Below are 21,498 nucleotides of genomic sequence, written 5' to 3' on the forward strand. Positions count from 1 at the left end.
TTTAAAATTTATAACAACGGATGGTCGGAAAGAGCTTTCAGCCGTTCCCACCGTCTGTCGATTTCTTTTTGAATGTCCTCAACAACGCCCCGATACTGGGGTTTTGCCAAATGCCGTGTCCGCCCCATCAATGACAGCCAGTCAAGCACCGGGATTTTTTTATTCGTTTTTTCCGGGTTGTAACTCAGGGCCGTCTGCCCCTTTTCTACTTCGTAAAGCGGAAAGTAACAGCAGTCCACGGCTTTTCCTATAATGGTCCGCTCTTCCTCCGGTTTATCGGACCAGTTCAGCGGACAGGCCGATAATGCACGGATATAAGCCATTCCCTCGGATTTGGCGTAGACCTGGGCCTTCGCCGCTTTCTTTACCAAATCCGCCGGATTGGATTCGGCAGCCGTTGCCACATAAGGCATTCCGGTGGCCGCCATGATGGCTACCGTATCTTTATGAAAGAAGGTTTTTCCGTATTGCTTCGGTCCCACATGGGAAGTAGAACTTTTTGCCCCCATCGGTGTGGAGTAGGACAACTGATATCCCGTATTCATATATCCGCCGTTATCATACTCCAGCAAGATCAAATGGCTTCCCCGGAGGGCCGCGCCGATCGCCGAACCCAAACCGATATCCATACCGCCGTCGCCGCTGACCATCACAAAAGTAACATCGCCTTCCGGATATTCGCCCCGCTTCTGCCGCTGTTTAAACATTTCGACGACTCCGGACAAGGTTGCCGCCCCATTCTGAAACAGGTTATGAATATAAGGTATTTTAAAAGAAGTTTTCGGATAACCGGTAGTCACCACCATGCCGCAGCCTGTCTGAAACAATATAACCACATGGCCTTCAATACCTTTGAGCAACAGGTTTACGTTTACCGGAATTCCGCATCCCGGACAAGCCCCGTGGCCCGGGCTGAGACGCTTCGGCATGGCAGTCAATTCATTGATCCGGGCATTTTCAATCTGAACATGGCCGTTTTCCGGGTTTATGCTCCGGCGGATAATTCCCGGCGAAGCCGCCTCCTTCGTGATCGGCTCATAATATTGTATTTCCTCCCGGCCGCCGATACCCTTCGTCACGCCGATATAATCAAAGGCTTTCGCCTTCGGGTCCTCACCCTCCCGAAAAAGCATTTCACCGTCCTCAGCATAAAAATCTTTACCGCCGAGGCCGTAAATCCGGCTGAGTACCCGAATATCGTTACCGCCTCTGCCAAAGCTCTGAAGCATCGCCTTGATCTCCAGCGTCATATTTCCGCCGTCGGCGCCGTAGCTGTCTTGCCTGTCGGCAACAATCACTGTTTTTACATTTTTACAGATGTTGTAAAGAGCTTCCGCCGGAAACGGCCGAAGAACACCGGCGGTGAACACACCCACCTTCTTGCCCTCGGAGCGGAGTTTCTGAACCGCGGAACGCATCGTATGATAGGCAGAGCCCAGAATAAAAACAGCAATTTCCGCATCCTCCATCTGATATGCCTGTGCCATTCCATAATTCCGCCCGGAAATCTCTCCATACTCTTCATAAATCGTCGGCAGCCATTTTTCTGCCGATTTCATGGCCTGATGAAGCTGGTATTTATTATTGATGATATCCGGTTCATTCATATAGGAGCCGATGGTAACCGGATGGCTCATATCCAGCAGATCCACCTCCGGTTCCCGCCTGCCGACAAATTTCCGGACAACCTCGTCCGACTCAAAAACCATGCACCGCCGTTTCTGATGGCTTGTAAAAAAGCCGTCAAAGGCCACGATCACCGGAAGATTCACTTTTTCCGCCAGTTTCAGCCCGCATATATTCATATCGTAAACAGCCTGGGGCGTATCGGCAAAAAGAATGATCCACCCCGTATTTAAGGCATACATGATATCACTGTGGTCCCCCTTAATCGACAGGGGGCCGGAGACGGTCCGGCAGGCCACATTCATCACCATCGGAAAACGGGTTCCCGACTGGACAGGCAGCTGCTCCAGCGCATATAAAAGCCCGTTTGCACTGGTCGCATTGAACACCCGGCCGCCGCAGGCCGAAGCGCCATAGCAGATACCCGCCGCACTGTGTTCACCTTCCGCAGCCACCAGCGATATATCATGAAGCCCTTCCGCCTTCATCGCATCCAGATTTTCCGCAATCTGGGTGGAAGGCGTGATCGGATAATACCCCATCACATGATAATTAATCTGCTTTGCCGCATAGGCCGCCAGCTCATTTCCGCTGTCAAAAAGTACCTTTTGAGCCTGAATTTCTCTCTTTTCCATTATCTGACACCTCCGTCATTCCGGCGTTCACTCATATAACTTTCCCCGGTGATCCATCCATCCGAAGCCTTCTGATTCCAATGAATGTTCGAAGCTGTCAAATCCTTGTCCGGCACAAACCACTGAGGCGCCGGATGCTCTGCTTCCACACCGGCGACAAGGGCATTTACCGGGCAGACGGCAACACACCGGAGACAGCCTTTGCAATAGTGATAATCCAGCCCCTGATTCATCATCTGTTCTTTTCCCTTATAAATTCCCCGTTTAAACTGGAACACCATGTCGGGACACGTCGAATCGCACAGGCCGCAGTGAATACATTTGGATGCGTCAAACAGGGGCAGATAACCGCTCCGGGACGCGGATAAATCATTGGACGCCATACTTCCGGCCAGTGGATTTACACCGCCGATGGGTGCATTTTCATAACCCCAGACAAGCTTTTCCTGCCGGGGCTCCGAAATTGTTTTTTCCTCTGTCCTTCTGTGAAAATGCTGAACCATGGCATGTCCGGCCATAAATCCGTTCAAATTGATTTCCAGAAGGTCGGGATACTTTTTCCCGACGGTTTCTTCAATCAGCTGCCTTCCGCAGGCCAGAAAATCCTTAACCATCCGATTAGGTTCCCCCTCCTGACTCGTCACGCTTTCCTGATCCTGCCCGCTCCCCTGGCCTTGTCCGCTTATGATATCTTCATCCTCCAGCGCTTTCATCATGGCGCCAAGCATGATCATATTCATACGGCTTTTTGTCTGCATGGCAATGGCGATGCCGTCCAGATAGTAAATATGGCCGGAAAGCCACGGATAACTTTCTGCCAGCGCGTCCGCATCCTTCCGGGTGTTGACGACGATTTTTCGGGGCATCTCCAAAATATCCGGCCATGGGTATTTCAACAAAATGTTTTCCTGAAAGATGCCGAGAATGTCCGGCTCCCGCACCGGGCTGTTGATCAGTATTTCTTTATCACCCTCGCACCATCGTATAAATGAACTGACGGGCGACCCCCGTTTTTCCGAGCCGTAACTGGAAAATGCCGCCCCGTTCAGGCCGAGGTATTTCACCCCCAGTTCGCCAAGCATCTTTCCGCACAGGTTTGCCCCCAGGCCGCCGAGACTTTCCAGGCGGATTTCAAAATAAGCCCTGTCCTTCATATTCTTTTCCTGCCTTCCTCTTATTTAGAACTAGTATGTGCGTATTTTTTCCAAATATACACAAAAAAAGGACGGCAGCCTCATTGACTGTCGCCCCATGATGATCCTCCTGCTTTAAGCCTGTTCCCAAAGCAGCATATTATGGACAAATTCGCTATTCAATTTTCCCGTATCCTTTAACCATGAAAGATAAGAACGCACCGTACTTCCGACAAGCACATACTGTTCAAAGTTCATTTCAAGCCCGTATTCGGTGAACAACTTCTGTAAAATCACTTCAAAGGAAAGGGGTTCTTTGCAGAGTTCGATGATTTTTTCTCCGATCTCATAAACCTTATCTATATTGTATTGGGCCAGCTCGGAAATATCCTCCGCGGCCGCCGCGTGGGCCGGAATGAATATTTTCGCCTTTAATGTTTTTACCATCTCAAGGGTCTTTATATAAGCGCCCACATCATAGATAAAACCAATCTGATATTTATCCAGGGTTTCCCGGCTCGACAGACAGTCCGCCAGATAAACCACATCCTCCGGCGTCCGAAATCCCACCATATCCAGGAAATGCCCCGGCAGATCGATCATCTCAAACCCCTTCGGCAAAACATCCTTTATCAGATATTCAGCATTGCTCCCCTGGGCCATCAGAAATTTATGCCGAAGGTCTTTGCACGGATAACCGCCATATAAAAATGACGGTTCCAGCACCGTATGATTGGTAAAATCACACTCCATCCCCGGCGCATAAATTTTGCAGCCGGTCTGCCCCTGAAGATATTTGTTGCCGCCGATATGGTCCGCATTGGAATGGGTATTATAGATGGCCGTCAGCTTCCAACCGTTGGCATCGAGGATCTTTCGGATTTTTCGCCCGGCGTCCTTATCATTTCCACTGTCGATCAGGCAAACCTCATCGCCGCCCAGTTTCACAAGTCCTATTTTGGCAGGACTTTCTATATAATAGCTGTTTTCCGATACCTGTACTAATTCATACATTGTTTTTCCCTCCGCTATTCCTCTGCTGTTTTTGCGTTCATAATAAGCATCTGCAGACGATTTTCCAGATTGGCAAAGCTCACATCCGGGTCATAATCCAACGGTAAAATCTGAGCATCCGGGTAAATTTCTTTCAGCCGTTTTGCCACACCCCGGCCGAAAACATGGTTCGGCAGACAGCCGAAAGGCTGTAAAATAACGAAATTCCGGCAGCCGTATTTGGCATGATGAAGGATTTCTCCCGGAATCAATACGCCTTCGCCCGCATCAAAGGTGTGATGCATGATCGGATCACTGTCCTTCACTAAATCCGGCAGACGGCAGGCCGGCGTATATAACGGATGCTTTTTGGCAATGGAATCGGTGACATTATGGGCAAAGTCAAAAAATTCATTGGCCGTATGGAACCAAATCTTCTTCCCAAGAGGGCGTTTTAAATGGTATTCCCGAATCTGGGAATCCAAAACGAAGTAAATCTTTCGGATAACATCGGTCATCCGGGCTTCGATAATCTCAAAGCCGTTCCGCTCCAGATAATCCTCGATATCGTGATTCGCCCCCGGATGGAAATTCAAAAGATACTCGCCCACGATCAAAACCTCCGGCCTGCGGTGACTGCGGTCATACCGCACCTCTTTCAAGATATCAATCGCTTTGGCAAAGCCCCGCTTCGCACCGCGGATGCCATGCTTCTGCAAGCCGTCAACAAGCGCGTCCATTCCCTTTTCAAAGGCGGCGTCGGCGCTTCCCGGCTCCAATTCATAGGGCCGGATCTTCCGCAGCAATTCCTCCATCGCATCGATCATCGGCAGCGCTATGGCAATGCGCAGCGATGAGAGAAGGTTCATTCGAAATCCCGGGTGCAGATTATGATAATCTTCATCATCATTGGTCAAAATCGGCACATTGGCATATCCGGCATCATCCAGCGCCTTCCGCAACAAAGCGCTGTAATGGGTCAAACGGCAGTCGCCGATATATTTGCCCATACCGATTGCCGCCTCATCGGCATCATATTTCCCGCTTCGAAGGGCTGCCAGCGCTTCCCCGATCACAATCTGGGCCGGGAAACAAATATCATTGTGAACATATTGCTTGCCGAGCCGGATGGCCTCTTCCCGCCCGATATCCAACGGCACGGCCTTTACATGCTGGCCGCAGAGAGCCGCAGACATGATCCGGCAGAAGGCATGGGATGTATTCGGGACAAGAACAACCTTTTCTTTGATATTTTCTTTCGTCAGCTTCACCGGATAAGGGTCTTCCAGGGCTTCGATCTGCATTTCCTCATTTTTGCCGCGCCGCATGGAGACAGTCTCCACGAAGGAGCGAACACGGATCCGCAGCGGCCCCTGAATATCACTCTCATCCAGCTTTAAGATGAGCGGAATTTTCCCCGAAACAGCCTTCATCATCCGTATGATCTCATCAGACAGATAGGCGTCATGACCGCAGCCGAAGCTGACAATCTGAACATACTCCAAATGAGGACTCTGAGCCGCCATGATCGCCGAGCCGAGCATCCGGGCATGATAATTATTCACCACATCCAGGCGGCTTTTGCTCAAATCCACCTTTTCCAGTCCCGGCAGAGAATCCGCCGTCAGCACCGGAATACCCAAACGGGTAAACATGGCCGGCAGATCATGATTAACCAAGGCATCATTTTGATACGGCCTGGATGCGAGGACAACCGCGTAAGTCCCGCGGCGCTCCGCCTCTTCCAAAACAGCCTGTCCCGCTTCCTTCAACTCCCGGTGAAATGCTTCCTGGGCCTCATCAGCCGATTTGATCGCCGCCGCTGTCTGCGCCGGCAGGATATGGAAAGTTTCTTTCATATATTCAATCAACTGTCTGTCCCGGTCAACCGCCCCATACCAGTGAAAGAGCGGTGTATCGAAAGGCACGCCCCATCGTTTCTGCGGATTATCCGAATTCCGGATCACATATGGATAGCCCTTCACAACCGCACACATGGATTCGCTTGTCTTCTCCGTATTCTCGGAAGTGACCGTGGTGATGGACGGCATAAAAATCCTGTCGACCTTTTTTTCCACCAGATTTCGTATATGCCCGTGTACCAGTTTTGCCGGAAAACATACCGTATCCGAAGTAACCGCCGACAAGCCGTTTTCGTACATCCGGCGGGTACTCTGATCCGACAATTTCACTTTAAATCCAAGGGCTTTCCAGAAGGTTGTCCAGAAAGGCATTGTCTCCCAGAAAGACAACACTCGCGGTATACCAATCGTTATCGACTGATCCGATATGATTTCCGGGGCCGGATAATCTTTAAATAAAAGTTCTTCCCGGGTTCTAAAAAGATTCGGAATTTCCTCCGCCGCATGCATTTTTTCCTGAAGCTGTTTCCTGACATTCTCTTCCCGCGGATCGCCGAGGATCTCACCCCGCTCGCACCGATTATTTGTCACCCAGGATTTACCATTGGAGAAGGTGACGATCGTCCGCTTACAGTGATTCGTGCAAAACGGACACGGAAAATTCGACTCCTGAGTATAGGAAAAATCATCCATGGCATCCAGGCCGATAAAGGATTTTTCCAGTGTCCCGGCGCCAAACCTCTCCTTTGTGAGCAATGCCACGCCGATGGCTCCCATAATTCCCGGATAAGGCGCCCGGATCACTTCTTTTCCAATATATTGCTCCATGGCTCTCAGCACCGCATCATTTTGGAAGGTGCCGCCCTGAACGACTATTTTATCCCCCAGGGAGTCCAGGTTTGAAATACGAATGACCTTCGTAAATACATTTTCTATAATTGAACGGCAAAGTCCGGCCATAATATCCGCCGATAATTTACCGTTGCGCTGCTCCGTCACAATACTGCTGTTCATAAACACGGTACAGCGGCTGCCGAGGGCCGCCGGATTTTTGGAGGAAAAGGCAGTTCCGGCAATTTCTTCCACCGGAATATGTAGGGACGCCGCAAAGTTTTCGAGGAAGGAACCGCAGCCTGAGGAACATGCCTCGTTGACAACAATATTGGTAATAATACCGCTGTCCAGCCAGATGGCCTTCATATCCTGTCCGCCGATATCCAAAATAAAGGTGGCATCTTCCACATATTTCTCAGCCGCCCGGGCATGGGCCACCGTCTCCACCACATGGCACTCTGCACAAAGGGCTTCCGCGAAAAGAAGTTCGCCGTAACCCGTCGTTCCCACAGCCAAAATATCCAGCCCGACTCCGGCCTCCCGATAGCTGTCCCTGAGGGCGATCAGCGCCCTTTTTGCCACATCCAGAGGATTTCCCTCATTTGGGGCATAGAAGGAATCGAGAATATTTTCATCTTCATCCATCAACACAAACTTTGTTGTCGTGCTTCCCGAGTCAATGCCCAGATAGGCGCGGACCGTCTGCCCGGCAGCCGGTTTTTTGAAACCACATTCCGGCAGCCGGTGCCGCTCCAAAAAGGCCTGCTCTTCTTCCGCCGACGCGAAAAACGGCTCAGCCTGATTCATCGCCTGACTGGATTCCGCAATAGGATTTTCTTTCAAAAGCTTTAATATATTCGGTATAGAAATTTCTCTGTTGTCACCGGAAAACATTGTATCCAGCGACAGGGCCGCCCCATAGGCGATCATAATCTCCGGATGCTCCGGGATGATCGCCTCTTCCGGCGCCAGATTCAGCCGTTCGATAAATACCCGGATCAGTGTCGGATTAAAAGTGAGAGGCCCGCCCTCAAAAACGACCGGCTTCTCAATATCCAAGCCCTGAGCCAGACCGCCGATGGTCTGCTTCGCAATGGCATGAAACGCGGACAGCGCCAAATCCTGTTTCGACACCCCCTGATTTAACAGGGGCTGAATATCCGTTTTCGCATAAACGCCGCACCGCCCGGAAATATCATAAACACAGGTCCCCTGGGCCGCCAGCCCGTTGAATTCTTCAATCGGTACCTTCAAAATAGATGCAACCTCATCAATAAAGGCCCCCGTGCCGCCGGCACAGCTGCCGTTCATACGCATATCGGCCACATTTAAGGAATTATCCGCCTTATCCCGGCTGAAAAATATCATTTTTGCATCCTGACCGCCAAGTTCTATGGCTGTACGGATATCATCATAACGTTCCCTTAATGCAATTGAGTTTGCCACAACCTCCTGAATATAAGGTACATCCAGACTTTCCGCAATCAGTTTTGCCCCGGAACCGGTCAGGGCCAGCCGCACCCGTGCCTCCGGAAAACGTTCAATCAATTGATTTACCGCATAGTAAACGCTTTGAACCTGAGCCGCATTATGTCTCCGATAATCTGAAAACACAATATTCTTATTTCTTTCATCAATAGCAACAATTTTTGTTGTTGTTGACCCCACATCCACGCCAACAAGAAGTTCTTCTTTCAGTATTTTTTCATTTAACATCCTTTGTACTCATTTCCTTATCTATTTAAAGAGAGACGCTGCCACACAGTCGCTCAATTATATCATAAAAAACAAAGCCTTTCGATAATCTGCCCCTCGCAAACCGTCAAAAGACCTTGCATCACATCAAGTTTATTTTACCACTTTTCAAAAAATATACAAGTTTTCTTTATACCTGCATATGGGCCGAAAGCAGTTTTTTTGTATAATCATGACTGGGATTTCCAAAAACTTCCTCCACCGTTCCCATCTCAACGATCTCCCCCTGATGCAGAACAGCCACCCGCCGGCAGACCGCCCGAATGACATCCAGATCATGGGAGATAAAGAGCATCGCCACATGATATTTCTCATTGGCCCGCAAAAGGAGCCGTAAAATCTGGGCCTGAACAGAAACGTCCAGCATCGAAGTCGGCTCATCACAGATTAAAAGTTTTGGATTCAGGGATAAAGCTCTGGCGATAGCGATTCTCTGAGCCTGACCGCCGCTGATCTCATGGGGATATTTGTGCCACTGGTCCTCCGGGATTCCCACCCGCCGCAGCATATGCCGAACCATTTCCTTCTCCGTGATATGCCTGTCCAAATGGTACAGCCGGATTGGCTCGGCACAGGCAAAATAAATATCTCTCCGGGGATGAAAGGTCATCTGGGGATGCTGAAATACAAACTGTATCTCACGGCGCAGTTCATGCCATTCTCCCGCCCTCGCCTTTATCAGATCTTTTCCCTCAAAGGTGATCTCCCCTGAGGACGGCTTCAAAAAACCGCCGATCATGCGGGTGAGGGTCGTTTTACCGCTTCCGCTCTCCCCGATCAGTCCAAAAATTTCTCCTTCATTTATTTTAAAGGAGACATCTTTCACCGCATCTACTTTTTTATTTCCGAAAAAACCGGAAGTATAGGTTTTACTCAAATGCGAAACTTCAAGCATGAAACACCGCCTCCTCCAGACACGGACTCTGATAGGTTCCTTTACTCTCCTCAAATAAAAAACAGCGAATCTGACGCCCCGTTTCATCCCTGTATATTTCCGGAGTCTGACGGCGGCACCGCTCCAGACACTGAGGGCATCTCGGCGCAAAACGACAGCCCTCCGGGAGTTCGGAGAAGGACGGCATAAATCCCTCCATCACATGAAATCCCCGGGAAGGCAATGCCTGAATCAAACCTTTGGTATAAGGATGCCCCGGGTCATTTAGAATTTCATCCGCTTTTCCCGTTTCCACGATCTGCCCGCAGTACATCACGGCAATCCGGTCCGCGATCTGGGAGGCCGCCCCAAAATCATGGGTGATAAGCATCATTGAGCATTTCAGATCGTCCTTCATCTGCCGCAGCACATGGACAACTTCTTTTCTCAAAATCCAGTCCACCGCCTTGGTCGGCTCATCCACAATAAGCAGCCTTGGCTCCATGATCACGCCCATGGAAATGAGTACTCTCTGGTTCATACCGCCGCTGAGCTGGCATGGATAGGCATGACAGATTTTTCGTTCTCCCGGAAGCTTCAGCCGTGAAAAAATGTCCCAAACCCTTGATTGAATAGTTTTCCGATCCGATCTCTTCTGTCGGCGGCCGCCCGTCACACATTCGGCCACCTGCTCCCCGACCTCCATCATCGGGTCCAGGGAGGTGGAAGGACTTTGCGGTATGGCCGCAATTTCCCGGCCGCGGAATTTTCGAAATTCTCCTTCCGTCAACCCGAGAATTTCCTGTCCCTCATAATAAATTTCTCCTTCAGCCACGGCATTTTCAGGAAGAAGATGAAGCACGGTGCTTCCGGTCACTGATTTGCCGCATCCCGTTTCTCCGACAACCGCAAGGACCTCATTTTCATAAATATCCAGAGAAATCTGATCCAACACCTGCACATAGGCATTGGCTGACAGAAATCCCACATCCAGATTTTTTATTTCCAACAATTTTTTCATGTTAATCCGTCCTCACTACTTCCTTCATTCGCGGATCGAGCAAATCCCTCAGGCCGTCGCCGAGCATATTAAAGGCCAGAGCCGAAAGGGCAATGGCCAGTCCCGGAAACAGGGTCAGCCACGGCGCATACTGTATATAATCCTTACCCTCGCTGATCATAACGCCCCAGTCGGGGGACGGCGGCTGAGCGCCCAACCCCAGAAAGCTCAGAGACGCACAGTATAAAATAATCGTTCCGATATCCAGGGATGCGAGAATGATGATTTTCGACACCACATTCGGGAAAATATATTTTGCCAGAATCTGGGCCGTATTATTGCCGATACTCCGGGCAGCCTCCACATATTCGGCATTTTTCAGCATCAGCGTTTCACCCCGCGCGATTCGGGCATACCGTGTCCACTGGATGCATGTAATGGCAATGATCAGGTTCGTCTGACCGGTCCCCATCATGGTTGACAGGGCCAGAGCAAAAATAATCGTCGGAAACGCCAGGAGCGCATCCACTACCCGCATGATCAGCATGTCCACGGCGCCTCCCATATAGCCTGAGATCATCCCCAGCACCACGCCGAGTACCGCGCTGAAAAGAACAACGCAGCCCGCAATAACGAGCGACACCCGCGCTCCCTCGATCACCCGGCTGAAAATATCTCTTCCGAGGTGATCCGTTCCAAAAATAAACTCCCGGCACGGCGCAATAAATTTCTGAGATAATTCCATTTTTGTCGGATTATAGGGTTCAAAAAACGGCCCGAACAAGGTAACCAGCAAAACGAAAAAGGACAAAACAGCCCCGACATACAGAATATAATTTTTCCTGTTGACTATTTTTTTCTTTTGTCTATGCATCAGCCATCCTCCCCGGTCAATTTAAGTTTCGGATTCAAACACGCATACAGAATATCCACGATCAGATTGATCATCGCATACCCGAAAGCGATCAGCAAAACGCAGCCCTCGATTATCGGCGTATCCTTTGCGTTGATGGCGTCAATCAGGAGACCGCCAACCCCCGGCCATGAAAAAATATTTTCAATGATAACGGCCCCGCCGAGGACATGGCCAATCTGAAGCCCGATGACTGTAATGATCGGAGGCAGCGCATTCCGAAGCATGTGCCGCGTCAAAATCTTATTCCGGGGAAGACCCTTTGCCCGCGATACCCATATGTAATCCTGACCCATCACATCCAGCATACTGCTGCGCATCATACGAGTCGTCGCCGCCGTCATACCCATGGCCAGAGTGACCGCCGGGAGAATAATACTCTGCGGTCCATCCATGCCTCCCACCGGGAGCAATTTCAGTTTCAGGGCGCAGACGATAATCAGCACAATGGCCACCCAAAAAGAGGGAAAGGAAGATATAAGCAGGGTAAATATGCGCCCCACATGGTCCAGCAGACGATTGTGGTGCAGGGCGCTGACAATGCCAAAGGGAATAGCGATAACCACCGATAAGGCCACCGCCGCAAACCCCAGGCAAATCGTGTTCGGCACCCGGAGTTTCAGCATATAAGCCACCGGTTTATTATATTTATAGGAAGTCCCCAATTCTCCCCGAAAAGCATGCGTCACCCATTCAACATATTGTTCCAACACCGGCCGGTCCAGATCATATTTGTTCCGCACATGCTCAAGGTTTTCACTGCTGACGGCGCTTTCCCCGCCAATAGAATACAAAATGGCCGTTGCCGTATCCCCGGGCGTCACATGAATTGTAAAATAAGTCAGCGTTGCCACCATCCATAGGACGATAAAAACAGTGATGATGCGTTTCACAATATATTTAACCATAGGTATCTCTCCAAAAACAGTTTAGTTTAAAGATGTCTCATAAGGTACAATAAAATCATGGGCCGCCGCGTTATACTGAAATCCCGTCACATCCTTTGACAAGGCAAAAACAGCGCCGTACAATGCCGGTGTAAAAATGGCCGCATCCTCCTGGGCCAGCGCCTGGGCTTCCTTGCTGCAGACATACTTTTCTTCCATGTCCGCTGTCGCTTTACATTCGTCCAGCAATGCATTCACAGCTTCATTTTCATACCCGATATCATTATTTTTATAATAGGTCTCCATATAATAGGCCGGTGTCGGTATATAGGCGGACGCCGCCGAATTCAGGGCCATGTCGAAATCACCGTTTTGAATCAGTTCATTCATGGCCGACCACTCCAACACTTCCACCGTTGTATCAATGCCGATATTGGCATAATATCCCTGGGTTGCCTGAACGATCAAAGCGCATCCCGGCCGTTTTGTAAAGGTGATCAGCTTCAAAGTGAGTTTTTCCCCATCCTTATCCAGATATCCGTCATTATCGCTGTCCGTATATCCGGCCTCCTCAAGCAGAGTTAATGCCTTATCCACATCATAATCATAAGTATCCACTTCAAGATTTGCCCACGGCATATCATCCATCAACATTCCCTTCGGTACGCCGCCGACGCCGAGAAGAACATCGTTGACCAGCTCTTCTTTATTGATCGCATAAATCAAAGCCTTACGCACCCGCTCATCCTGAAAAATATCTTTTTTCATATTATAATTATAAAAATAGGTTCTCGCCGTATTAAATTTTGATACTTTGACATTTTCCGAATTGGCAAGAGTTTCCAGATCACTGAAAGGCACATCCGATGCAATGTCAATCTCTCCATTTTGTACCGCAAGACTCCGGGCGCCGGCATCGGTAATACTCCGCACGATACGCCGTGTTACGTTGGTTTCCACCGGCTTCCAGTATCCGTCATACACGGAACACTCGAAAACTCCGGAGGTTTCATCAAAGGCATCCTGCTTAAAATATCCGGTTCCCACAGCCTTAACAAAGTTTCCATCGGCATCCACAGAAGACGGCGCCACAACGACAGTCCCCACATAAGACAGGGCCGCCGGTAAATCCGTCGTCTTTTGCGACGTATGAAACTGAATCGTATGTTCATCCAGAACCTCTGCCGATTCAATGAATGTGGATCCGGCAAAAGCCGAATTATTTGCCAGTTCCCACTCGATGGACCATTTCACCGCCTCAGCGTTCATCGGCGTTCCATCATGAAAGGTCACATCATCCCGCAGCTTAAATTCCCAGGTATTATCCCCGGTCATACGCCACTCCGTTGCCAGATTTGGCTGCAGAGTAAAATCTTCATCCGCATGGACCAACGTCTCACATACGCCGGCCACCTCTTTTAACATGGTTGCCGAGGTCACATTCGCCACATCCACCGTTGTCAGCGCATCAGGAAAGGCGATTCGCAGCACTTTCTCCTCCTCCGGATTTCCCGCACTGTCCCCGGATGTACTATGGCTGTCGGCTAACGTCTCTCCGGCAGCTGTTTCCTTTGTTTCTGAACCGCAGGCCGCCAGCATGGACACACACATAGCAGCCGTCAATAACATACAAAATATCCTCTTTTTCATATTTCTCTCCATCCTTCGGCCTTCACCGCCTCATCTTTGGCGGTCTCCGGCAGCTTTATAATATACGTGAATAACGAAAAAACCACAAAGATTCGCACAAAAAACAGCGAAACCTTCGTGGTTTCATTCAACCTAACCATATGCCGGCCTTCGTGGCCGCTTCTTTTTTATTCTAACTTATATGTCAAAAACTGTCAACGAAAAAGTCTTACCGTCGGATGTAAAAATACGTTTGAAAAAATATCTCTGTGGGGCGAATTTTATGAAACTTCCGCCCCTCCTCTTTGACTGATCACAATTCCGATCGTAATGCAGACCAACGCCGCGCCGCCCTGCCAGAAAGGTATCTGGCTGCTCTCATGCAGCAAAATTGCCGAGAGAGCCACTCCAAACACGGGATTCATAAACCCAAAGACCGCCACTTTTGATACCGGGTTATACTTAAGGAGCTGACTCCATATCGTATAAGCCGCCGCCGAAGCAAAGGACAGATATAAGAGAATAAGCATGGCCTTTCCGGAAACTTCGGATATCCGGCCGCCCATCAAATATCCGGCCGCCATCATGATAACACCGCCGATAAAAAACTGATAACCGCTCAGCATGACCGGATTATCCTTTTTCGCGTATTTCTTCATAATAACAGAAGAAAAGGCATAGGCCACCGTTGAAAGCAGGACAAGTCCCTCACCGACAAAGCTCACCGCCAGAGACATTTTCCCCGGCGCCAGATTGATAAGAACAACGCCGACAAAGCCGATCAGACATCCCAGGACTTTTTTCCCTGTCAGCTTTTCCTGCCGAAAAATCAGGCTTGCCGTCAAAATAGCGATAAATACATTGGAACCGATAATAATGGACGCCTTTGTTCCCGCCGTATGGGCCAGACCAATATAAAATAATATGTACTGCAAAATTGTCTGAAACAAACTGATCAATGCCACATGTTTCCACTCTGCGCCGGAGGGCCGCAAAAGCTTTCCCGATGTCAGACTGCCGAAAAGGATCACCAGAATACCGGCAAGGAAAAAACGGCACCCCGCAAATAATATCTGGGCTGCCGTCTCCCCGGACGCAATGTGAAACCATTCATAACCGATCTTAACACCCGGAAAAGCGCTTCCCCAGAGGAAGCAGCTCACTGATGCAAGTAAAAACACCACCCAGGTTTTTCTCAAATATTCACTCATAACGTCCGATACAATTCCTCATATCTGCGCGCAGACATATTCCATGAGAAATCTGCGGCCATCGCCCGATCTATAATCTTATTCCATTCCCGTTTCTTATCATAATAGATATGTTTCGCATAATTGATCGTATCCATCATTTCATGAGCATTATAATTTGCAAAACTAAAGCCTGTGCCTGTCGATTCGAATTCATTATACGGCTGAACCGTATCTTTTAAGCCGCCCGTCTCGCGGACGATCGGAACTGTGCCATAACGTAAACTCATCAACTGGCTGAGACCGCAAGGTTCAAACAGTGACGGCATAAGAAATGCATCGCAGGAACCGTAAATCTTATGAGAACGTTCATCGGAATAAAAAATATTTGCCGAAACTCTCTCCGGATATTTCCAGGCGAAATGCCGGAACATATTCTCATACTTACTGTCGCCGGTTCCAAGAACTACAAGCTGCGTATCCTCCGTACAGATCTGATCCATCATATAGGCCACCAGATCCAACCCCTTCTGATCCGTCAGCCGGGACACAAGGCCAATCATGAATTTTTTCTCATTCTGCTCCAACCCCAATTCGGCCTGGAGAGCCAGTTTATTTTTCACTTTCAATTTGCGGAAATTAATGGCATTGTACTTATAAGCAAGAGCCGAATCCGTTTCCGGATTATATTCCTCATAATCGATTCCGTTCAAAATACCGCTGAGCTGCCCGGAACGGGCACAGAGCAGGCCATTTAATCCCTCGCCGTAAAACGGCATCTTGATCTCTTCCGAATAGGTCGGACTGACGGTTGTGATCCAGTCCGCATAGACAAGTCCGCCCTTCAAATAGTTGGCATCCTTATAGGCCTCCAGTTTATCCGGCGTAAACAGATACCCCGGCAGCCCGGTAATATTCATAATATCCTTCGGATTCCATGTGCCCTGAAACTTCAGATTGTGAATCGTCATAACCGCTTTCATCCGGGAGAAGAAATCTCCTCTGCAGAAGTCCGTCTTTAAGTATACCGGGACAAGCCCTGTCTGCCAGTCATGGCAGTGAATCACATCCGGCTGAAAATCAATAAGCGGCAAGATTGAAAGAGCCGCTTTGCTGAAATAGGCAAACTTTTCCAAATCCCAAACACCGTCTTCATAAGGCTTATCCCCATAAAAATAATATTCATTATCTATAAAATAAAACGTAGTTCCGCCCCATTCAAGCTCCATCACACCAACATACCGATTCTCTCCCGCAAAATCCATGTAAAAATGTGTGCGGTACTTCATCTGATTTCGGTAATGCTCGGGAATCGCCCGATATTTCGGGATAACAACACGGACATCGAATTCATCTTTATTGAATGATTTTGGCAATGTGCCGGCTACGTCCGCTAATCCCCCTGTTTTTATAAAAGGTACAGCTTCCGACGATACAAATAATATCTTTTTCATATAAATCCGCTTCCTCCCTCAAATACATTTATTGTATATATTATACAATATTTGAGAGAACATTAAAAGATATTTATTTATTTTACCCCTTAGTTTTATATTCCAAACGCATTTTGTCGGAAATCAGAGCAATAAATTCCGAATTTGTCGGCTTTCCCTTCCCGGTATTGATGGTATATCCGAACAACTCATTGATCGTATCCATTTTCCCCCGGCTCCACGCCACTTCAATCGCATGCCGTATTGCCCGCTCTACCCGGCTCGGCGTTGTCCGATTCATCTTGGCTATCGTCGGATACAACACTTTTGTGATTGAATTAATAACCTCCCGATTTTCCACCGACATAATAATGGCATCTCTCAAATACTGGTATCCTTTGATATGGGCCGGAACACCGATCTCATGAATGATATTCGTGACATCCGACTCCAGATTAACAGCCGAATACTCGCTGACACCCTCAGATACCATGCTATGCTTAGTATGAACAAGCTTTGCCGTCTTATCCATCTGTATCTGCTTTATTTTATTTAAAACAACATCATTGTCAAATGGTTTCATAATATAGTAACTGGCCCCCAGGCCGAAAGCATCTTCCGTAATATTCTCCTGTCCAATGGCAGAAATGACAATAAAAGCCGGCTTCTTTTTAAGTGTCGGTTCCCGGTTGACTTTCTGCATAACTTCAAGGCCGTCAAGTTTCGGCATGATCAGATCAAGAAGCACCACATCCGGTTCCTTCTCCCGAATTAATTCCAGCGCCTGAACACCGTCTCCACCCTTTCCAACAACAGTAATACTCTTGTCCTCACTTAAAATATTTTCTAAGAGCCCCAACATCCGCTCATTATCATCCACGATCGCCACATTAATTTTGTTCACCTTGTTCTCCTCCTTCTGACTTTGAAACTATTTGTATTATATTCTCTGAAAAAGGATTATCGCAAGACTAACCAATCGCAATCTTCGACCCCGGATGACCCTATTTGACACCGAATGACCTGAGTCGACATTTTTTTGCAGAGATTCTTTTAAAAAATATCAAATATTCTGCTAAACTTGCACCGGTATTCTCCGACGCTGTGTTTTTCTTTTTCTTCCAAAGTCCTTCGCATCCTATTCATTCTCAGAGGCCGTCGGCATCTCCGGATCACGGATCTGATAACGCCGGCTCCACTCCTTCGTCGCATCATTTCGAACCGTTTCCGAGGCATGCCGGGCCAGAAAACGTGTCAGCGGATAAACGTCAATCCAGATCTCATTGGGCCCTTCCCGCTGAGATTCATCAAAAATCAACTGCAGCCCCAAATGCAGATGATATACGTCAATATTGTTTGTATTTTCCTCTGTGCTGTAGCCGGTCCGCCCCATATATCCGATCACATCCCCGGCCTGAACAATATCTCCCTCTTCCAGTCCTTCCGCATAGGGCCTGTCCTGCCTGAGATGGGCATAGTAGTAATAGCGTTTTCCGTCAAAGCTGTCAATGCCAATGCGCCAGCCGCCAAACTGATTCCATCCGAGAGCCCGCACGGTTCCACTCTCAATGGCGATGATCGGCGTTCCCACCTGCCCCAGAATATCATGGCCTAAATGATTTCTCTGATAACCGTAACTTCGGGACGCCCCAAAATCGTCATATTCCGAATAGGGAAATCCCTTCGCGATCGGACTGAAGGCTTTCAGGCCATAGACCTGTTTCCAAACACGGTTTTCCGCGGAGCTTCCGTCTCCGCCGGAAGCTGTCCCCGCCTCTTCCGTTTCATAAACACCAACCATGCCGCCGAGTACCGCCTCATAGGCTTCCCGGTAATAATCATAGTATTTCAGGTTTGCCGTCAGCGCTTCAATTCCCTGACTTTGAATTTTTTCCACAGCCTCCGCCATATCCTGAACTCTGTACTGACTGAAATCTCCGCCATACTGAACCGCAAGATAAGCCAGCAGCTCGATCCAATTCACATGGCTATCTGACAGGTAAGTTTCAATATCGTAGTCATAAGCCCGACTCAGTGCCTCATCGCTCACATTAAAATCAACCCACTGAATATAATCATTTTCCGCTCCATCCTGCCCCGTTTCCTGAGCTCCGCCGTCGGACGCCGCAAAAACAGATGTCTTCGAAGACAGACATCTTAAAACGCCGAACAAAATTAAAAATATCAAAAGCATCATCTCAACCTGAACAATCCGCAGACCTTTATCACTTTTTTCCATGCACTGCCTCCATATTTCTTCTATTTTACATTAATGTATGCGGACAAACTGTCAATCATGAATAAGCTTATTTTATGGGTCTTCTCAAAAACGGTCAATCATGTCATACTTGAGTTAACCACAACGGTTAACGGAGGTACGCTTATGAATAATAAATTTTTTGCTCTGCCGGAGGAAAAACAACAACGGATCATCAACGCCGGATATCACGTATTCAGCCGGAACAGCTACAAAAAAAGCCCGGTCGGCGAAATTGCTCAAACGGCCGGAATCAGCAAATCCTTACTTTTTCACTATTTTCATAACAAAAAGGAACTCTACTTCTTTCTATGGGATAAAGCGGCAGAAATGACCATTCAGACGATCAATGACTATGCATGCTATGAACCGGAGAATTTATTTGAAATGATGCGCCGCGGAATGTACGCCAAACTGTCTGTGATGCGAAAATACCCGGAGCTGACAGCATTTACACTGAAAGCCTTCTATGAAAAAGACCCGGAAATTTCCGCAGAAATTCAAAAAAGCTATATGGGAATTATCCGGGACAGTGCCGCCATCTTCATGCCAAAAATTCACCCGGAAGATTTTCGTCCCGGCCTGAACCTGGAGATGCTCATCAAAACCATGTATTGGACAACGGAAGGTTATCTCTGGAAAGCTCTGCAGCAGGATACCTTTGATTTTGACCGGCTTGAAAAGGATTTTCTGGAAATCCTGGACCTCTGGCAGATTGCCTACGGCCGCGAAACCCCGGAGAAAGGAAATGAACAATGAAAGTGATAGAAACGCAAAATCTGACAAAATCCTACGGAAAGGCCCGTGGAATTATCGATATGAATCTTTCTGTTGAATCCGGAGACAGATTCGGTTTTATCGGCCCCAACGGCGCCGGAAAAAGTACAACCATCCGGACACTGCTCGGCCTCATTGCGCCGACTGCCGGCAATGCCCGCATTTTTGGCATGGATATTCATTCTGACAAAGTTCAAATACTTTCCAAAATCGGTTATATGCCCTCCGAATCCATGTTTTATCACGGCATGCGTGTGGAAGAGATTCTGAACATGTCAGCCGCCCTCCATGGAAAAAGCTGCCGGGATGAAGCCCGCCATCTGTGTGAACGATTTAAACTGGATACAAAAAAGAAGGTCGATGAGCTGTCTCTTGGCAATCGAAAAAAAGTATCCATTGTCTGCGCATTTATGCACAAGCCCGAATTATATATTCTGGATGAGCCGACCAGCGGGCTTGACCCTCTGATGCAAAAATCTTTTTTTGAATTGATCCATGAGAGAAATGCCGAAGGAGCCACAATTTTTTTGTCTTCCCATGTTCTCTCGGAAATACAGCACCATTGCGATCATGCGGCAATTATCCGGGAAGGGCGTCTGATCGCCTGCGACTCGGTGGAAAACCTGTCGGATACAAAAACACGCCAGATCACTTTGCACGGTATTTCCGTTCCGCCTCAGCTTTCATCCATAAAAAATATCTCCCGGACAGAAAACTCTGTCAGTTTTTTATACGACGGCGATATCAACTGTCTGATCAGCGAACTGAGCCGACTGACCCTCACCGATATAACAATCACTGAGCCGGATTTAGAGGAAATTTTTCTTCACTATTATGCAAAGGAGGATAAAAAGCAATGACACTCTTTTTTCACGAACTCAGGCAAAACCGAATCGCCTTATGTGTATGGACGGCAGCCATTGCCTTTATGCTTCTTATCTGTATGATCATGTTCCCCGAAATGAACACAGATATGGAGGGCCTTACCGATATGTTCTCCAACATGGGCAGCTTTACCCGCGCTTTCGGCATGGACCGCCTAAATTTCGGAGATGTCATGGGATTCTATGCCATCGAATGCGGCAATATTTTAAGCATCGGCGGCGGTTTTTTTGCCGCTTTGCTCGGCATCAACGCCCTAGCCAAAGAAGAAAAAGAAAAAACAGCCGAATTTTTGCTGACTCACCCTATCCAGCGGCGAACCGTCATTTTCCAAAAACTTCTGGCTGTAATCTTCCAATTAATCATTATGAACCTGCTTGTTATGGCCATTTCCGCCGCATCCTTCGCCCTCATCGGCGAAGAACCGGCTGTCAGAGAATTTCTGCTGCTCCATGCCGCTTACACCATTTTGCAGCTTGAAATTGCCGGTATCTGCTTTGGCATTTCCGCCTTTCTGCGTCACAGCGGCGTCGGCGCAGGCCTCGGACTGGCCGCCCTGCTTTACTTTTTTAACATCTTTAAAAACATCAGCAGACAAGCCGCATTTTTAAAATACATCACACCTTTTGCCTATGCCGAAGCCGCAGATATCATTGCCGACAGCGCCATCGACATGAAGCTGCTGGCCCTTGGAATCCTCTATACCGTCATTGGCATCGCGGCCGCCTTCGCGAAATATACCAAAAAGGATATTGCGGCATGAGACTTAAATGTAATTCAACATAAAAACAATATAAGCCCTACTTAAGTGCCAATAT

The 21,498-nt window shown here is 48.4% G+C and carries 17 protein-coding genes; 3 read left to right on the top strand and 14 right to left on the bottom strand.

Annotation, left to right across the window (positions count from 1 at the left end; all coding sequences use genetic code 11):
- Positions 1-8 precede the first annotated feature (8 nt).
- The 14 genes from ACMN7X_RS04340 to ACMN7X_RS04405 form a co-directional block, all read right to left on the bottom strand.
- Positions 9-2,261 (bottom strand): thiamine pyrophosphate-dependent enzyme, encoded by a 2,253-nt coding sequence (locus ACMN7X_RS04340; protein WP_418746267.1) that lies wholly within the window; start codon positions 2,259-2,261, stop codon positions 9-11.
- Positions 2,261-3,415 carry a 2-oxoacid:acceptor oxidoreductase family protein gene (locus tag ACMN7X_RS04345; RefSeq protein ID WP_418746268.1) on the bottom strand — a complete coding sequence of 385 codons (1,155 nt, stop codon included), beginning with the start codon at positions 3,413-3,415 and terminating at the stop codon, positions 2,261-2,263. Before ACMN7X_RS04345 ends, ACMN7X_RS04340 begins: the two co-directional genes overlap by 1 nt.
- A 114-nt stretch (positions 3,416-3,529) precedes the next feature.
- The gene (locus ACMN7X_RS04350; protein ID WP_418746269.1) at positions 3,530-4,408 is read right to left on the bottom strand and encodes an MBL fold metallo-hydrolase; all 879 of its coding nucleotides are present in this window, start codon (positions 4,406-4,408) and stop codon (positions 3,530-3,532) included.
- Between the two features lie 14 nt (positions 4,409-4,422).
- A complete protein-coding gene (locus tag ACMN7X_RS04355) occupies positions 4,423-8,799 on the bottom strand; it encodes an acyl-CoA dehydratase activase (RefSeq protein WP_418746270.1) in 4,377 nt (1,458 codons plus the stop codon).
- A 169-nt stretch (positions 8,800-8,968) separates the two neighbouring features.
- Positions 8,969-9,733, bottom strand: a complete 765-nt coding sequence (locus ACMN7X_RS04360) for an ABC transporter ATP-binding protein (protein ID WP_418746271.1) — start codon at positions 9,731-9,733, stop codon at positions 8,969-8,971.
- The gene (locus tag ACMN7X_RS04365; RefSeq protein ID WP_418746272.1) at positions 9,726-10,733 is read right to left on the bottom strand and encodes an ABC transporter ATP-binding protein; all 1,008 of its coding nucleotides are present in this window, start codon (positions 10,731-10,733) and stop codon (positions 9,726-9,728) included. Before ACMN7X_RS04365 ends, ACMN7X_RS04360 begins: the two co-directional genes overlap by 8 nt.
- A gap of 1 nt (position 10,734) precedes the next feature.
- Positions 10,735-11,586, bottom strand: coding sequence for a nickel transporter permease (gene nikC / locus ACMN7X_RS04370; protein ID WP_418746273.1), 852 nt, complete (start codon positions 11,584-11,586; stop codon positions 10,735-10,737).
- The gene (nikB, locus tag ACMN7X_RS04375) at positions 11,586-12,533 is read right to left on the bottom strand and encodes a nickel ABC transporter permease (RefSeq protein WP_418746274.1); all 948 of its coding nucleotides are present in this window, start codon (positions 12,531-12,533) and stop codon (positions 11,586-11,588) included. Before nikB ends, nikC begins: the two co-directional genes overlap by 1 nt.
- A 21-nt stretch (positions 12,534-12,554) precedes the next feature.
- Positions 12,555-14,141 (bottom strand): ABC transporter substrate-binding protein, encoded by a 1,587-nt coding sequence (locus tag ACMN7X_RS04380; RefSeq protein WP_418746275.1) that lies wholly within the window; start codon positions 14,139-14,141, stop codon positions 12,555-12,557.
- A gap of 17 nt (positions 14,142-14,158) precedes the next feature.
- A complete protein-coding gene (locus tag ACMN7X_RS04385) occupies positions 14,159-14,302 on the bottom strand; it encodes a hypothetical protein (protein ID WP_418746276.1) in 144 nt (47 codons plus the stop codon).
- A gap of 120 nt (positions 14,303-14,422) precedes the next feature.
- Complete coding sequence (locus tag ACMN7X_RS04390) at positions 14,423-15,352, bottom strand: DMT family transporter (RefSeq protein WP_418746277.1); 930 nt, start codon at positions 15,350-15,352, stop codon at positions 14,423-14,425.
- Positions 15,349-16,785, bottom strand: a complete 1,437-nt coding sequence (gene glgA / locus ACMN7X_RS04395; RefSeq protein ID WP_418746278.1) for a glycogen synthase GlgA — start codon at positions 16,783-16,785, stop codon at positions 15,349-15,351. Before glgA ends, ACMN7X_RS04390 begins: the two co-directional genes overlap by 4 nt.
- An 82-nt stretch (positions 16,786-16,867) precedes the next feature.
- Positions 16,868-17,668, bottom strand: coding sequence for a sporulation transcription factor Spo0A (gene spo0A / locus ACMN7X_RS04400; RefSeq protein WP_418746279.1), 801 nt, complete (start codon positions 17,666-17,668; stop codon positions 16,868-16,870).
- Between the two features lie 234 nt (positions 17,669-17,902).
- Positions 17,903-19,003, bottom strand: a complete 1,101-nt coding sequence (locus ACMN7X_RS04405) for a M23 family metallopeptidase (protein ID WP_418746280.1) — start codon at positions 19,001-19,003, stop codon at positions 17,903-17,905.
- A 144-nt stretch (positions 19,004-19,147) separates the two neighbouring features.
- Here ACMN7X_RS04405 and ACMN7X_RS04410 point away from each other — a divergent pair, with 144 nt between their 5' ends.
- The 3 genes from ACMN7X_RS04410 to ACMN7X_RS04420 are packed head-to-tail and all read left to right on the top strand — an operon-like array spanning position 19,148 to position 21,443.
- Positions 19,148-19,780, top strand: a complete 633-nt coding sequence (locus tag ACMN7X_RS04410; RefSeq protein ID WP_418746281.1) for a TetR/AcrR family transcriptional regulator — start codon at positions 19,148-19,150, stop codon at positions 19,778-19,780.
- On the top strand, positions 19,777-20,658 hold the full coding sequence (locus ACMN7X_RS04415) for an ABC transporter ATP-binding protein (protein ID WP_418746282.1): 882 nt from the start codon (positions 19,777-19,779) through the stop codon (positions 20,656-20,658). The genes ACMN7X_RS04410 and ACMN7X_RS04415 overlap by 4 nt, the downstream gene beginning before the upstream one ends.
- Positions 20,655-21,443, top strand: a complete 789-nt coding sequence (locus ACMN7X_RS04420; RefSeq protein WP_418746283.1) for an ABC transporter permease subunit — start codon at positions 20,655-20,657, stop codon at positions 21,441-21,443. The genes ACMN7X_RS04415 and ACMN7X_RS04420 overlap by 4 nt, the downstream gene beginning before the upstream one ends.
- Positions 21,444-21,498 lie beyond the last annotated feature (55 nt).

Source organism: Frisingicoccus sp. (assembly GCF_048388605.1).
Lineage (GTDB): Bacteria > Bacillota > Clostridia > Lachnospirales > Lachnospiraceae > Frisingicoccus.